Below are 14,541 nucleotides of genomic sequence, written 5' to 3' on the forward strand. Positions count from 1 at the left end.
CAAACAATGGATACTTCATCGTTACACATACCTGCCTATAGAAAGGTTGCCCCTACTATGCCTCAACCTATTACCTTAACTTTACCATGGTACGTGGTTCCATTAACGGAAACTGCTTGTCAGGAGCTATGTACATGGCGATATCCGGTTCCTTATGCCATTTACAACTGGCCATCCTGGGAAACCATGCTCGATAACCAATCGGAATTCGCTGATCCACAAATTAGGGACTCACAATATCGGGGAGTCGTGGATATAAACGGCACACTAATGGGATTCGTTCAATTCTTCCCGATCGTTGGCGTCACGCGGCTAGGCCTTGGGCTTCGACCGGATCTTTGCGGTCAAGGCGGGTCTAACAAGCGTGGACTCGGTACGCAATTTGTTCAGCTGCTCGTAGCCGAAGCCCAACGCCGCTCCCCTGAGCAAGAAATCGACCTCGAGGTACTCGTTTGGAACGAGCGAGCGATACGCGCTTACCAGCGCGCTGGCTTCACCATGACAGACAACTACGAGAAATGGACACCAACTGGCCCCGCAGACTTCCACTGCATGGTCTATACCGGTCCAACCATCCTCTTAGCGCGTTAGCTCGGCATACGCCTGATCAAACTTCGCAGCGGTCCGAAAATCGAGCTCGGTCAAACCGCCAGCACGCCACGAGGTCAGGCGCAGCGTAACCATTTTATAATCAATCGCGATCATCGGATGGTGGTTCATGGCTTCAGACAGTTGAGCGACTTCATTCACGAAAGCGATCGCTTGCAGAAAAGTAGTAAACCGATACTTCCGCACGATCCACTTGCTCTCCTCCGCTTCAAGGACCCACGTTCCCAAAGCGGCCAATTGCGCATCAATAGTCACTCGCTCTAACTTCACCCTCACCATCCGCTTCGCTCCCTCACTCGAACTCATACGCAACCGCGCCCATATCGCTCTCTCCCGCATACGTGCGAAGAAGCTCCAAGAACGGCTTCCCGTAGTTCCGGTATTTGACCTCACCGACCCCTTTGATGCGCAACATCGCGGCTTCCGTAGTCGGACAGCTCTCACTCATCTCACGCAGCGTACTATCGGCGAAAATAATATACGGCGGCACCTTCTCACGCGCAGCCATTTCACGACGCAGCAATCGCAGCTGCTCGAACAACGTATTGTCCATCGCAGCAACAGCGCGAACGGGTTGTTTGCGTACCTTTTGATTTACAGACAACTTCCCCTGCAGCACTTCTGCAGCAGGCTGCATCAACCGAACAACCGGATATTGCCCATCGGACAACTGCAAGAAGCCTTCGGAAATCAGCACATTGATCAACTCGGCGATCTCTTTCTCCGGCAGGTTGCTCATAATGCCATGCGTCGGCAAGCGATCAAAGCGATATTCCATGATCTTCTTCGCCTTGGAGCCCTTCAAAACAGAAGCGACCATCGAAATCCCGAAGCGCTCGTTCATGCGCCGGATACAGGAGAAAATCTTTTGTGCTTCGACGGTAATATCGACCGTTTCCCGATCGTCCTTGCAGGAGGAGCAGTTCCCGCAGGTGTCTTGAATATTTTGCTCATCAAAATAATGTAAAATAGCATTCCGCAAACAACGCGGCGAATAGCAGTAGTCGATCATGGTTTGGAGCTTCTTATATTCATTCGCTTTGCGTTCGGGCGAAAGCTGATTCTGCTCAATCAAAAATTTCTGCGTCATAATATCCTGCGCACTGAACAACAAAATACACTCGCTCGGCTCACCGTCACGCCCTGCACGTCCGGCTTCCTGGTAATAGGCTTCCATATTTTTTGGCATATTGTAGTGAATCACGTACCGTACATTGGATTTATCAATACCCATTCCAAAAGCGTTCGTCGCGATCATCACGCGAATATCATCATAGAGAAACGCCTCCTGCATGTAGGAGCGCTCATCATCCGAAAGCCCAGCATGATACTTGCCAGCGGCGAAGCCTTTTTTACGTAACGTTTCGTACAAATCCTCAACATCCTTGCGCGTAGCTGCGTAAATAATGCCAGGTTGATGCGTGTGTTCCTTCACGTAATTCTGTATGTAATCCCGCTTATTCTCACCGCGAAGAATGGTTAATTCCAAATTATCACGCGAGAAACCGTTGATGAAAATCCCTGCCCCATCCAAGTCCAACAGCCTAGCAATGTCCGCTGTCACCTCAGCGGTAGCCGTTGCCGTGAACGCAGCCACAATCGGCCGATTCGGCAGCTGCCGAATGAACGGCGCAATCGAGACGTAGCTCGGTCGGAAATCATGTCCCCACTGCGAGACACAGTGCGCCTCATCAATCGCGACCAGAGGCAGGTTCAACGCCGCCATCCGCGCACGAAACCGTTCTGATTCCAAGCGCTCAGGCGCTATGTAAAGCAACTTATACTTACCCTGCATAGCTCCCTGCATGCGTTGTTCCACTTCTCTAGCTTCCAACGTACTATTAATGAATGTGGCCGAAACTCCGAGCGCACCAAGCGCATCCACCTGATCCTTCATTAAGGAGATGAGAGGGGAAATGACCAACGTCACGCCCTCCATCAACATGGCTGGCACTTGGTAACAGATCGATTTCCCACCGCCTGTTGGCATAATGCCTAAGGTGTCCTTCCCTTCGAGAAGGTTCGAAATAATATTTTTCTGGCCCTCTCGAAACTCGGGATACCCGTATACCTGTTGCAGAACCTTTCTTGCTCCATCCAACATAGCTTCTTTACACCTTTCTATATCACAGTTCTGCCTGTTTTAGACCAGATAGATGACCGAAACTAACTTTTCGCCATCATGTACCTTAAGCACGTGATTCCCTGCATCATGTTTAACTGAACCCGCTCCAACCTGCATGACCGGTGAACTGCCTAGTCCATAGAATATATCGTCAGCCAGCGTACGCAGGCATTCTTCCTGTTCACTCGCATCAAGCTCCTGCCAGTCTTCTGCATTCATCTCCAGCAGCTCGTAGAATCCATTCACCATTTCGATCCCTCGTACAAAATCAGTCACAATGTCCTTATATTCACGCCCAAATTTAATACCCACTCGCGCAGTCTCCCTTCAAGAAGCATTTCTTATAGCTTCACTTTATCATATTCTAGGTGAGAATGCAGGGTTAACCCCTTTCGGCACGGATTAAAAATATCACCTTTGGCATAAACTGTGGAAATGGGCAATTTCGGAAAAAATCTGTTACTATGGAAGAAGGAATGCGCCGCTCGGAGGGTAGGAACGATCACATGTTGAAACTTCAAATTCCCAAAAATCGAATGAACTACCTCATTAAGCAAATCCCCCTTCACTTCGACGCCACCCGTCTGGAGCAAGGCTGGGAGTATTATCATAAAGGCCGCGTGACCGAGGTTGATCTCCAAGGGCTTAGTGTCCTGGCCACTGTCGCAGGCAAACAGATCCACACAGCAGAAGTTCATTTAGAAAATTTCGCAGCGAGTACCTGCACTTGCTCCTTTGAGGGCTTCTGTCAGCATATTGGTGCTGCATTTTTCAGCTTATACGCTACTTATGGCCGACCAGAGCTAGTGCTGCAACAGTTGAAACAACAAATCCATACACGGAAGAAACCAGCTCGCAGCGCTGCAGCCTCAGTTATACAAGAACGCAAGGCGGCTGCACAGGCGAACGTGCCTTTGGAAGAGAGTATGCCTAGTGAATGGCATCGTTTTTTTGAAGGGAAATTCCACGGTTTCTCCATTTCTCATCAGCATTCCATTGAAACCTTTTATGAGTCCGCCCTGGAATCGCTTCCGCCTTTTGCAGCGAACTGGCGCGATACGACGCGTGAGCTCTACATGTTCCACATTGTGCTATTCATGATGCGGAAGATTGAACAATTTTATCAAGAAACGAAAAGCTCCTATCTATCTTACTATCATGAAAATGGGTGCAAAATCGCCGCCAAAAACTGCGAAGATAAACTTGTCGTGTTCGTACAGCAAATTGATGTGAATCGCTCTTTCCTTGCGGAACCGAAAATCTGGCTTTCAACGATGAAGATGGTCGGAGAATCCGCCCTGCAAGGCAAGGATAGCCCTGTAGATTGGCTGTTTGTGTACCGTTTCATCTGGTGGAAGTTAACCGATCAGCTTAGCGCACAAAAAGAGGAAGTAACCCGTCTTGATAACCTTTTGACCAAGAAGGAACTGCTCCCGAAGAAGAAAGATACACTGATTGCGGCTAGGGCTCATTTTGATATTATGCAGGGCCATACGGAGCAAGCTTTCGAACGCCTTGCACAGCTGGCTCATCCGCAGGCCAAGGATTTCTTTCTCTATTTAAATAAATTTGCGAATGATGGACAGTGGGATCAGATGCTGATCTGGCTGCGCCATCTATTCCCTTCGATTGCGAACGCGAATCACGATGACTTCCGGACCTTCTGCCAATATTGGCTGGATACGACCAAGCACTTGGCGAACGACAGCGAATGGGTTCAGGTCATGGAGTCCCTACTGCCTCGTTCTTACTACTATTACACAGCTTATTTATTGCAAACGAAGCGCTACCGGCAGTGGGTGGATTTGCAGCTTGCGAATCGCATTTCGCCCCTAAATCTATATGGGATGGAGCTGAAAGCGATCGAGGAGCATGATTCCGCGCTGCTGCTTCCGCTCTATCATCAAGCAGCCGAACGGGCTGTTCTGGAGAAAAATAGGGCTTCTTACAAGACGGCAGTCCGCCTCCTTAAGAAGCTGCATAGCATTTATAAACACATCGGCCAGGATGACCGCTGGGAGCACTATATCTACCGCTTAGCGGATAAGTTCTCGCGTTTGCGTGCTTTCCAAGAAGAGCTCAAGAAAGGAAAATGGATTCGATGATCGAAACCAGCGCGCTGACCGTTCACGTTAGTTCCTTACCTAACGGGTCATTATTTCTATGGGGTTCCCGTGAAAACGGCGGTATTTGGGATGCTCTTGATTTAAAACATATGCTTTTCGCCTGGCATCGCGCCTCTTTCTTCGGCACCTTCATGGAACCGAGTGAATGGCAAAATCGGGAGGGCATCGAGCTGCAGCCACTGGAGGCTCTCGACTATTTCAGTGAACCGCAGCCGGTTCAGCACTTACAACTAAAGTGGCATGCTTCTAGTGCAGATGTGATTGCACTAGCTCCTGCTATTCGTGAGTCGTTGGCGACAGGCCGCTTCATGCCGGACTACGAGAAATGGAAGTCCGGCGAGATCGGCTGGAAATTGCAGCTGCCGGAAGAGCTGCAATTATTAGAGACGCCAGCGATATCCCGCTGGATTCATGCACTGATCCCGGAGTGGGTCGATGCCGACGGGATCATGAAGGACAATTTACGCAAGCTGGAAGCAGCGTATCCGCTCATGCGCCGCGGCGATGTCAGCGGCGAGGTGTGGCTGGACGAGGAAGACTGGCTCGTCAGCATTGGTTGGCGTCAGGATCGGACGCCGATGCGGACGTGCCTGCAGCTCGTGGAGCCCGACCTGGCGCATGGCGCAGGCTGGCAGCTGCGCGTGCTGCTGCAGGACCGGCTGGCGCCGGAGGTGCTGCGCACCGTGACGACCGTCGGCGAGCCGGTCGCTGGTGAACAGCCACTGCCGGAGGCGTGGCTGCCTGAGCTGGGCCGTGTCGAGCGTGACACGGCGAAGTGGGTGCGCATCCTGCCGTGGCTGGATGCGGGTGAAGGCGTCCTCCGTCAGTCGGTGACGGAGGAGGAGGCTTGGCGCTTCCTCGCAGAGGGAAGCGTCCGACTGGTTGAGGCAGGAACGAGCGTGTTCCTGCCGGCGTGGTGGGATCGCATCCGCAAGATGCGGCCGAAGCTGCGCGCGAAGATCAAGTCTTCCGTCGGTTCTGGACGGGAGACGATGTTCGGGCTAACCCAGCTGATGCAATTCGACTGGAAGCTGGCTGTTGGGGACTTAGAACTGACGGAGGAAGAATTCCGTCAGTTGCTTGAGGAGAAGCGCAAGCTGATCCAGATTCGAGGCAACTGGATTCAACTCGACCCTCGTTTCATGGCGCAGGTCGAGCAGATTATGAAGCAAGTGCACAAGAAGCAGGGACTTTCGTTCCGCGATGTGCTAGAGCTGCATTTTGCTGGTGATGCAGGCGGATTATTACCTGCTGAGGATGATCCGGATGCCGCGCGCTACCTCGACATGGAAGTCGAGTTGAACGAACAGCTGCGCCACATGATCGATCAACTGACGCAAACCTCCGCGATTCCGACGATTGAGCCCCCACCTAGCTTTCATGGCTCATTGCGCCATTATCAAGTGGATGGCATTTCATGGCTGTTGTTCTTACGTAGATTTGGCCTTGGCGGCTGCTTAGCCGATGACATGGGTCTCGGGAAAACGATCCAATGGATCACCTACTTACTCACGGTTATGGAGAATGAGAAGCCAGATACACCGTCTTTGCTCGTTTGTCCAACATCTGTGCTGGGGAACTGGCAGATGGAGCTGAAACGATTTGCGCCTTCGCTGCGCGTCCATCTTCACTACGGACCACAACGGTTAAAAGGGCCCGCTTTCAGCGAGAAAATCGTCGGCAACTATGATTTGGTACTGACCTCCTACACGCTTTCCCATCTGGATGAGAGTGAACTTGGCGCTATTGCTTGGAACTCGATCTGCTTGGATGAAGCTCAAAATATCAAGAATGCTTACACAAAACAAGCTACGGCGATTCGCCGATTAAATGGCTTCCATCGCATTGCCTTAACGGGAACTCCGATCGAGAATCGGTTGACGGAGCTGTGGTCTATCTTCGACTTCGCCAATCCAGGCTATCTCGGTACGGTGCGAGAGTTCACTCATCGCTATGTGAACGCCATTGAGAAAACGCGCGATGAGGCGACGATTGGCAAGGTTCAAAAGTTGATTCGACCGTTCTTACTGCGGCGTGAAAAGAAGGATCCCGCTATTCAGCTGGATCTGCCGGAGAAAAACGAGTCCAAAACGTTCATCTCACTCACAGCGGAGCAAGGCTCGTTGTACGAAAACTACATCCAGGACATGTTCGATCGCCTGGATAAGCTTTCCGCGATGGAGCGGCGTGGGTTGATCCTTGCTGCTTTGACGAAGCTGAAGCAGGTGTGCAACCACCCTGCTTTATTGCTCAAAGAAGGGCTCGGCGCCCCATGGAGCGGACGCTCCAACAAGCTAGAGCGCTTGCTCGAAATGGTGCAGGAGCTGCGCCAGGAGGGCGACAAATGCTTGATCTTCACGCAATTTGTCGAGACCGGCAACCTGCTGCAGCATGTGCTTCAGCAGGAGCTTGGCGAAAAAGTGCTGTTCCTGCACGGCGGAACATCCAAGAATGGGCGCGATGAAATGATCGCGCACTTCCAAAACGCTGATGACCAGTCGGTCGACGAGCAGCGAAATGTGTTTATTCTTTCGCTGAAAGCCGGTGGCATCGGGCTCAACCTGACGGCGGCGAATCATGTGTTCCACTACGATCGCTGGTGGAATCCCGCCGTCGAGAACCAAGCGACGGATCGCGCCTTCCGGATCGGCCAGACGCGTCACGTGCAGGTGCACAAGTTCGTGACGCTCGGCACGTTAGAGGAGCGCATCGACGAGATGATCGAGCGCAAGCTCGGCCTCAGCCAGCAGATCGTCGGCTCTGGCGAGAACTGGATCACGGAGCTGTCGACCGACGAGCTGCGCGATCTGTTCTCGCTCCGCCGCGAGTGGGTCGAGGCGTAGGGTCTCGGCTTCAAACACAAAAGAGGTTATCCCAAGCTTCACCTGGGGTAACCTCTTTTGTGCTCCATGCACCCTATTTGTTGTGTTTATTTTCACACAACTACATTACTCACCTTTTCGCGTCTAACGTGTCTAACACTACATCCATCCCCTGCCCCTCAAATCACCAAATCCAAAAACAAATAATACCCCTCACCCATCGCACAAGAGTAAGTCTGAATTTGGCGTGAGGTATCTAGATCGGTGTAGGCTTGGGAGAGAATCCCTTGCCTCTGCATGTTCATCATGAGGATATTAGAGATAAAATAGGGCCGCCAGGTCCAGTTTGCTTGACGATAGCTCTCATCTTTGCTCCACCCCTCATCTGTACGGGCATAGTTGGATGAAGTCTGGTAGCCATCGCCCTGGCATATGTACATGCGGATACAATTGTCTGTCACGTTGCCAATGATTTGTTCGATCACAGTGTCGGCCTCTTCGGCGTTTGAGATGTGAACAGAAGAATGGATAAGTGCTTCCAATCTTTGATGGACACTCAAAAGATGTTGATACCGTCCAAACTCATCCTGACCGAACGATTTGATCTCTTCTTCCAGCATGGCCTTATAGGCATCCGGATGCTGCAGATCCGGTTCAGCTTTGGAGAACAAAAAGCCCTGCACATATCGTGCCCCCACCTGTAAGGCGCTGCGCAGTTCTTGCTTTGTTTCGACGCCCTCAACGAGTAATGAGGCACCTATTTGAGCTGAAACGATGGAGAAGGACTGCATGACTGCTTTGTAGCCATCGTGAACGATACTCTTTTTCAAAATATTCAGATCAACTTTCAAAATCTTCGGCTGCAAACTTGCAATGCGATCAAAATTACTAAAACCACTCCCCACATCATCAATGGCGATGGTACATCCGAATTTACGATAGAGCTCAACAATCCATGTCAGCTCCTGGAGCTTGCCTGTAAATTCCTCCTCCGTAATTTCAATCACAATTCGTGAGGGGTTTATCTGGTATTTTTTCAATAGTTCAATTGTGGGTAAGACACCTGTTCGCTTGTAGGTTCTATAAATCCAAGAAGGCTTTAAGTTAATAAAAAGCTCGCTTTCATCAGAAGAAGCTGCAATTCGTTCTATCGCCTGCTCTCGCAAATATCGATCAATCATCAGGTGCATATCCTCGGAAATATCAGGATCTTGGAAAAAGGGACCTAAGCTCTCCACACCGCTTTCACGAACCCGTCTCCCCAGTGTTTCATATCCAATGATTCGTTGGCTTTGTAAGGAAATGATCGGTTGAAAATAGGGACGTACCTCATGACGCGGCGGAATCTTGATGTTTTTCACCAGCACAGTGCGCCTCCTTCTTAGAAACTTCTCATGTTATACGACTTAACATCCGTTGACTTGTTGACTCATATTTTAAACGACATTATCACTTTCTGCAATCTCTTATGGAAGAAAACATGACATAAGCGTTTTTTAAAGGAATTTGTTGAGGTTTGTCGAAATTCTATGGGATATTTCATTCTAATTAGAAGCTAGGTGAGCGATGGATATGAAAACCTTCACGAGATCACGTATCTCCATGTTATATGTCATTTTAATAGTTGTTTTGCTTGCTTTCGTCAGTGTGTACAACTACTTGGCTTCTCGAAATATGGAGAAAGAAAACAATGCAATTGTGAATCAGGCTATCCCAATTCTTACGACAGCCAATAGTTTATTGACCAGCTTAATTAATCAGGAAACAGGGCTTCGTGGTTACCAACTAGGTGGAAGTGAACAGTTCCTTGAACCATACACCGCAGGAAGAGACCAGGTTGCTGCTGATTTAAATACCCTTTCAACCTACGGCAAGAAGTATCCCACACTGCAAATCATTATTGACACACAGGCGGTACCTGCCATTACCAATTTGCAAAGGTATTATGATACGACCTTAGAATTATTCCGTGCGGGTAAAATTGAAGAGGCAAAAGCCCGTGTCACTGGCGGCAAAACGCTGATGGATCGCTATCGAGTCATTCATACCAGCATTGCAAATAATATTGAGCAAATCACCTCAACGGCTTATGAGGCCTCTCAGCAAGCTGGACAAACCTCCCGTTTGATCACCCTAATTGGCTTCATCATCGCACTTCTAGCAGGGGGTATGTCCATCATTATCTCCTTGCGTTCTTTCCAAGCGGAGAAAGAGCTGCGCAAGAGCGAAGAAACGTACCGCTATATGGCGGAGAGCCTCGAGTCGCAGAACGAGGAAATTATTGCCCAGCAAGAAGAGCAGCAGATCACATTGGCTAAGCTATCTGAACGCGAACGGGATTTAGAACTCATTTCCTCTTATCAAGAGAAACTTACCGGCTATGTGAAGTTGACCGATTTCTTGAAACATACGTTGCCTGCTCTCTTAAATTCGTTAGCTCATGATGCAGCGTTGGTCGTTCTCGAGAATCGCCTGGATGATGGACCTGTCTCTTACGAGGTTATTCATTCCATTGGGTATCCCAAAGGACAGATTCAAGCTTCCCGCAGTGAACTATTTGGGCCATCCAGACGTGTATTCGATGAAGGTGTGGCCATTACACATACCCGTGATGTAACAGGCAATGAGCAAGGTATACACAGCGGAGTGCTACGAGCTATTGATCATTACATTCCACTGACAGATGACAAACAAGAAGTCATTGGCTTTCTTTTACTAACCAGTTACCAATGCTCACACTATCAAGATGATAATCAGCGTCTGACCAAAGGATTAGTACGGCAATTCGGATTAGCCTTCTACGCACAGCTTGTCAATGATCAGAAGTTGCAGCAAGCGGAAAGCTTAGCCATGCTGAATGATCAACTCACCGCAGAGAAGTTGCTATTAGAAGGACAACACGATTTGATTCAAAATATTTTGGAATCTGCCCATGAAGGCATGATGATGTGTGATTCTCAAGGCAAGATTCTCTTCTCCAATCACCGGATGAATCAATATTTCGGACTAGATGAACGTGTCGGCCAGAACTTCGTTGACTGCAGCTTTGACATCGGAGCCCACAACCCTAGCTTTCATGGGGTAGCAGCTTCGATAGAGGCTTTGATTGATCGCTCGTTATCTCATTTGACACAACGTTTTAGCTTCCAGAGTGGCGAGCAGCTGCAACATGCCGAGCTCTACGCTACGGTTGTTAGCGAAGGTACGGAGCAACAAGGCTACCTATTCGTGTTCCGTGACCGTACGGAAGAAGAGCGTGTTGATGAGATGAAAAATGAATTTATCTCCATTGTTTCACACGAGCTGCGAACTCCGCTGGCCAGTGTGCTTGGATTTATCGAAATTTTATTGCATCGTGATCTTCCGAAAGAGAAGCAAAAGCGTTACATGGAAACCATTTATAACGAAGCGCAACGCTTGTCGAATTTAATTAATGATTTCTTAGATCTACAGCGGATGGAATCCGGTCGTCAATCGTACAACTTCGCACCGATTCATTTGCAGTCTATCGTCAGTGAAATTGCAGAGCAATGGCAGGATAAGCAGCTTCATCACATTGTTCTTCATCAGCAGCAAGAGCCAGAGCTGTGGGTACGAGCAGATGTTGATCGTATTCGCCAAGTGTTCGATAATCTCATTAGCAATGCGATTAAGTACTCGCCAGCAGCTGATCATATCGACATTTATCTGACAGCTCACGATGGTAAAATTACGATAGCTATTCAAGATTATGGATTAGGCATACCTCAGGAAGCCAATGAGCATATGTTCTCCAAATTTTTCCGGGTCGATAACTCGGATCGCCGCCAGATTGGCGGCACTGGCCTTGGACTGGCCATTGTTAAGGAAATAATAGAGGGCCACAACGGACATATCTCCTATACGTCTGAAATGGGCCATGGCACCACGTTCCGTATTGAGCTTGATCAATATGAAATTTCTGGCCTAGACGGGAAAATCGTTATTTTCGAAGACGATGATAATTTGGCCAAATTAATTCAAGTCGCCTTGCATAAATTGAACCTGCCTTCCGTCCAGCTGCGTTCTGCCGAAGAAGGAATGATTGCGCTGCGGCGCTGTGAGGGCGAAGGCCCGATATTGTTCATCGTAGATATTCATCTGGAGGGCGAGAAAACGGGCTGGGATTTCATCGCAGATTTGTACAAACATCCGTTGCACGCGCAAACGCCTGTTATTGTTTCAACAGCGCTCGATCCGCCTCATGACTATCATGAAAAAGAGATTGAGAAATACCTGAAAAAGCCGTTCACGATGGAACGACTCGTCCAGGTAGCCAAACGCTTGCTCGACAATAAGAGCAGCTTAGCTTATGTTTTTCCTGTTCAAGACAAAGAAACGCTCACCACGACCTTAATACGCAACGGAATTAATGTACTTAAGATGGAAGAGAATCAAGACATGATTGAAGTTGATCTCATTCGACCATCGGACAAGTAACCGTTCATTGATCTCTCCTACCTTGCTTAGGTGGGGGAGATTTTATTATTCATGTAAAGATAGAGGGATTTCTATATAGCATCGCTAATATAGTAAAGAAATAGAGGTAAGTGCAGAGAAAGGGTGTGCCCAAATGGCAAAGCTTGAATCCGCTTCCAATCCAGTACGAGGACGTAGTGTGTGGGCGTTGTTTTTCTCCCTGCCTGTTTTCGCATGGGCGATGTATGATTTTGCAAATACCATTTTTTCTTCTAATATCGTAACTGTGTTTTATCCTTTTTACTTAAAAGAAACTCTAGGCAGCAGCGAGGAAATGAACCAGATTGCCAGTACCTTCATCACCTATTCCAATGCGTTATCCAGCTTATTCTTAGTGCTCCTATCTCCCTTATTCGGTGTCTGGATAGATCGTACCGGCAAAAAGAAAGCCTACCTCGTCCCCTTCACACTCATCGCAATTATCGCAACACTGCTCATGGGAGCATCGGCCCTATGGGAAACAGATCAAGAATGGCTTGGTCTCAATACGTCAATTCTTGGTGTTATTTTATGCTTCATGGTTGCAAAATTTTTCTATAACTCCAGCCTAGTCTTCTATGATTCCATGATCTCCGATCTAGGTAATGAACGTGAAATCCCCTTAATCTCTGGGTTTGGTGTAGCGGTTGGTTATGTAGGTACGCTCGTCGGCCTTATTGCTTTCTTGTTCGTTCATGATAACCACTTTGAGAGTACATTCATCCCAAGTGCCGTCATGTTCCTCATTTTCTCACTCCCGATTATGTTGCTGTACAAGGAGAAACCTCAAAAGCCTGTGGCTAGTAACAAATCATTGCTTAGCGGCTATCGCGAGATTTGGGCAACATTCAAGGAAGCGCGAAAATACCAGGCAGCCTTCACTTTCATGATCGCCTACTTCTTCTTTAACGATGCCATCGCCACAGCGATTGCGGTTATGGCCATTTATGCCAATACGGTCATGGGCTTCTCCACGGGGCAGTTCATTCTACTCTATCTCGTGTCCACGGTGAGCAGTGTGATTGGCTCCTTCCTCTTCGGGTATGTCACGCGCAGTATTGGGCCTAAGAAGGCGGTAACCATCGTCGCTCTTATCCTGATTGTCGCCATCTCCCTCGCCGCCCTTGCGACGAGCCAAAGCATTTTCTGGGTAGCAGGCAGCCTGTATGGCGTCTCCATGGGTGCTATGTGGGTGACGTCCCGCACATTGATTGTGCAGCTAACACCAGAAGAAAAGCGCGGCCAATTCTTCGGCCTATTCGCCTTCTCAGGGAAAGTGTCCTCCATTGTAGGGCCTGCCTTATACGGATCAATTACTTGGGCTTTGGCATCCACAGGTAACTTAGCAAGCCGTGTGGCTTTGGGCTCCTTGCTTGTTCTCGTTATCATTGGTCTTATCGTTCATATGCGAGTTCCACAGAAATTGCAAAACCCCGTTTAGTTCATGTACAATTACTTCTAACCAGAGGAAATCAGACACAGAAAACACTAGAGCATTCAAGGGCTTTAGTGTTTTTTTTGCAAACATCCAAGGTGCCCGCACTACACAACCTAGTCAGACACAACTTGTCGTACAGGTGTTCTCATCAGAGAGAGGGGATATGGACATGGCTTTGCGATACAAACGAGTCCTCATTAAACTTAGTGGCGGGGCTGTAGCAGGCAACAACTCATTTGGTTTCGATCCTACACAGCTGGATCATATCGCCAATGAAATTATGACCGTCGTGAATTTGGGTGTTGAAGTGTGCCTTGTGATTGGCGGGGGCAATATTTTCCGCGGCAATATGGGTGAAAGCTGGGGCATCGAGAAGGCCGAAGCAGATAACATCGGCACACTGGCGACCGTCATCAACAGCTTGATGCTACGCGGTGTATTAAAAGCGAAGACTGACGCCGAAGTTCGCGTCATGACCGCGATTCCGATCGCTTCCGTAGCGGAGCCCTTCATTCGTTTACGAGCCATTCACCACTTGGAAAAAGGGTACATCGTCATTTTCGCTGGCGGGAATGGGCAGCCTTTCGTTACGACGGATTACCCGTCCGTGCAGCGTGCCATTGAAGTGAATTGCGATGCCATTCTTGTGGCTAAGCAAGGCGTCGACGGTGTCTTTGACAAAGATCCGAAGCACCATCAGGAGGCACTCCAGTACAAATCCCTCCATTACAATGATGTCATACAACATAATTTGCAAGTGATGGATCAATCCGCTTTTATTCTAGCGCGGGACTACCATGTTCCGATTCATGTGTTTAATTTCGACAAGCCTGGCTCGATGAAGGATATTTGCGTGGGGCTGAATACGGGCACCATTATTAGCGGTTCTTCCGAGCTCGTTTACCATTAATACAGCGGCATAACCTCCAAGAACAAAAAAAGGAT

10 protein-coding genes are annotated in these 14,541 nt (G+C 48.9%); 6 read left to right on the top strand and 4 right to left on the bottom strand.

Going from position 1 to position 14,541, the window contains the following annotated elements; all coding sequences use genetic code 11:
* Positions 1 to 57: 57 nt before the first annotated feature.
* On the top strand, positions 58 to 591 hold the full coding sequence (locus AC58QT_RS21745; protein WP_497410873.1) for a GNAT family N-acetyltransferase: 534 nt from the start codon (positions 58 to 60) through the stop codon (positions 589 to 591).
* Here the strand turns inward: AC58QT_RS21745 and AC58QT_RS21750 are convergent.
* From AC58QT_RS21750 to AC58QT_RS21760, 3 genes are read right to left on the bottom strand one after another with little or no spacing between them, the layout of a single operon-like run.
* Positions 580 to 915, bottom strand: a complete 336-nt coding sequence (locus AC58QT_RS21750; protein ID WP_497410874.1) for a 4a-hydroxytetrahydrobiopterin dehydratase — start codon at positions 913 to 915, stop codon at positions 580 to 582. The genes AC58QT_RS21745 and AC58QT_RS21750 overlap by 12 nt on opposite strands.
* Entirely contained in the window at positions 902 to 2,713 is a 1,812-nt protein-coding gene (gene recQ / locus AC58QT_RS21755; RefSeq protein ID WP_497410875.1) for a DNA helicase RecQ, read from the bottom strand. Before recQ ends, AC58QT_RS21750 begins: the two co-directional genes overlap by 14 nt.
* Positions 2,714 to 2,752: 39 nt before the next feature.
* Positions 2,753 to 3,046 carry a hypothetical protein gene (locus AC58QT_RS21760; protein ID WP_497287177.1) on the bottom strand — a complete coding sequence of 98 codons (294 nt, stop codon included), beginning with the start codon at positions 3,044 to 3,046 and terminating at the stop codon, positions 2,753 to 2,755.
* 194 nt (positions 3,047 to 3,240) lie between these two features.
* Between AC58QT_RS21760 and AC58QT_RS21765 the strand changes: the two genes are divergently transcribed.
* Together AC58QT_RS21765 and AC58QT_RS21770 are read left to right on the top strand one after the other, a co-directional pair.
* Positions 3,241 to 4,839, top strand: a complete 1,599-nt coding sequence (locus tag AC58QT_RS21765) for an SWIM zinc finger family protein (RefSeq protein ID WP_497410876.1) — start codon at positions 3,241 to 3,243, stop codon at positions 4,837 to 4,839.
* Complete coding sequence (locus tag AC58QT_RS21770) at positions 4,827 to 7,703, top strand: DEAD/DEAH box helicase (protein ID WP_497410877.1); 2,877 nt, start codon at positions 4,827 to 4,829, stop codon at positions 7,701 to 7,703. Before AC58QT_RS21765 ends, AC58QT_RS21770 begins: the two co-directional genes overlap by 13 nt.
* 158 nt (positions 7,704 to 7,861) lie before the next feature.
* Here AC58QT_RS21770 and AC58QT_RS21775 read toward each other — a convergent pair whose 3' ends face one another.
* Entirely contained in the window at positions 7,862 to 9,043 is a 1,182-nt protein-coding gene (locus AC58QT_RS21775) for an EAL domain-containing protein (RefSeq protein ID WP_497410878.1), read from the bottom strand.
* A gap of 211 nt (positions 9,044 to 9,254) precedes the next feature.
* Between AC58QT_RS21775 and AC58QT_RS21780 the strand changes: the two genes are divergently transcribed.
* From AC58QT_RS21780 to pyrH, 3 genes are all read left to right on the top strand, one after another.
* Positions 9,255 to 12,140, top strand: coding sequence for an ATP-binding protein (locus tag AC58QT_RS21780; RefSeq protein WP_497410879.1), 2,886 nt, complete (start codon positions 9,255 to 9,257; stop codon positions 12,138 to 12,140).
* Between the two features lie 133 nt (positions 12,141 to 12,273).
* Positions 12,274 to 13,599, top strand: coding sequence for an MFS transporter (locus AC58QT_RS21785; RefSeq protein WP_497410880.1), 1,326 nt, complete (start codon positions 12,274 to 12,276; stop codon positions 13,597 to 13,599).
* A 166-nt stretch (positions 13,600 to 13,765) separates the two neighbouring features.
* A complete protein-coding gene (gene pyrH / locus AC58QT_RS21790; protein ID WP_497410881.1) occupies positions 13,766 to 14,506 on the top strand; it encodes a UMP kinase in 741 nt (246 codons plus the stop codon).
* Positions 14,507 to 14,541: the final 35 nt, after the last annotated feature.

It is taken from the genome of Paenibacillus sp. J31R109 (assembly GCF_059692055.1).

Excerpts from the sequence above, each read along its gene's own strand:
- pyrH (WP_497410881.1), top strand. The coding sequence starts at position 13,766 with ATGGCTTTGCGATACAAACGAGTCCTCATTAAACTTAGTGGCGGGGCT.
- AC58QT_RS21765 (WP_497410876.1), top strand. The coding sequence starts at position 3,241 with ATGTTGAAACTTCAAATTCCCAAAAATCGAATGAACTACCTCATTAAG.
- AC58QT_RS21780 (WP_497410879.1), top strand. The coding sequence starts at position 9,255 with ATGAAAACCTTCACGAGATCACGTATCTCCATGTTATATGTCATTTTA.
- recQ (WP_497410875.1), bottom strand. The coding sequence starts at position 2,713 with ATGTTGGATGGAGCAAGAAAGGTTCTGCAACAGGTATACGGGTATCCC.
- AC58QT_RS21785 (WP_497410880.1), top strand. The coding sequence starts at position 12,274 with ATGGCAAAGCTTGAATCCGCTTCCAATCCAGTACGAGGACGTAGTGTG.
- AC58QT_RS21770 (WP_497410877.1), top strand. The coding sequence starts at position 4,827 with ATGGATTCGATGATCGAAACCAGCGCGCTGACCGTTCACGTTAGTTCC.
- AC58QT_RS21750 (WP_497410874.1), bottom strand. The coding sequence starts at position 915 with ATGAGTTCGAGTGAGGGAGCGAAGCGGATGGTGAGGGTGAAGTTAGAG.
- AC58QT_RS21745 (WP_497410873.1), top strand. The coding sequence starts at position 58 with ATGCCTCAACCTATTACCTTAACTTTACCATGGTACGTGGTTCCATTA.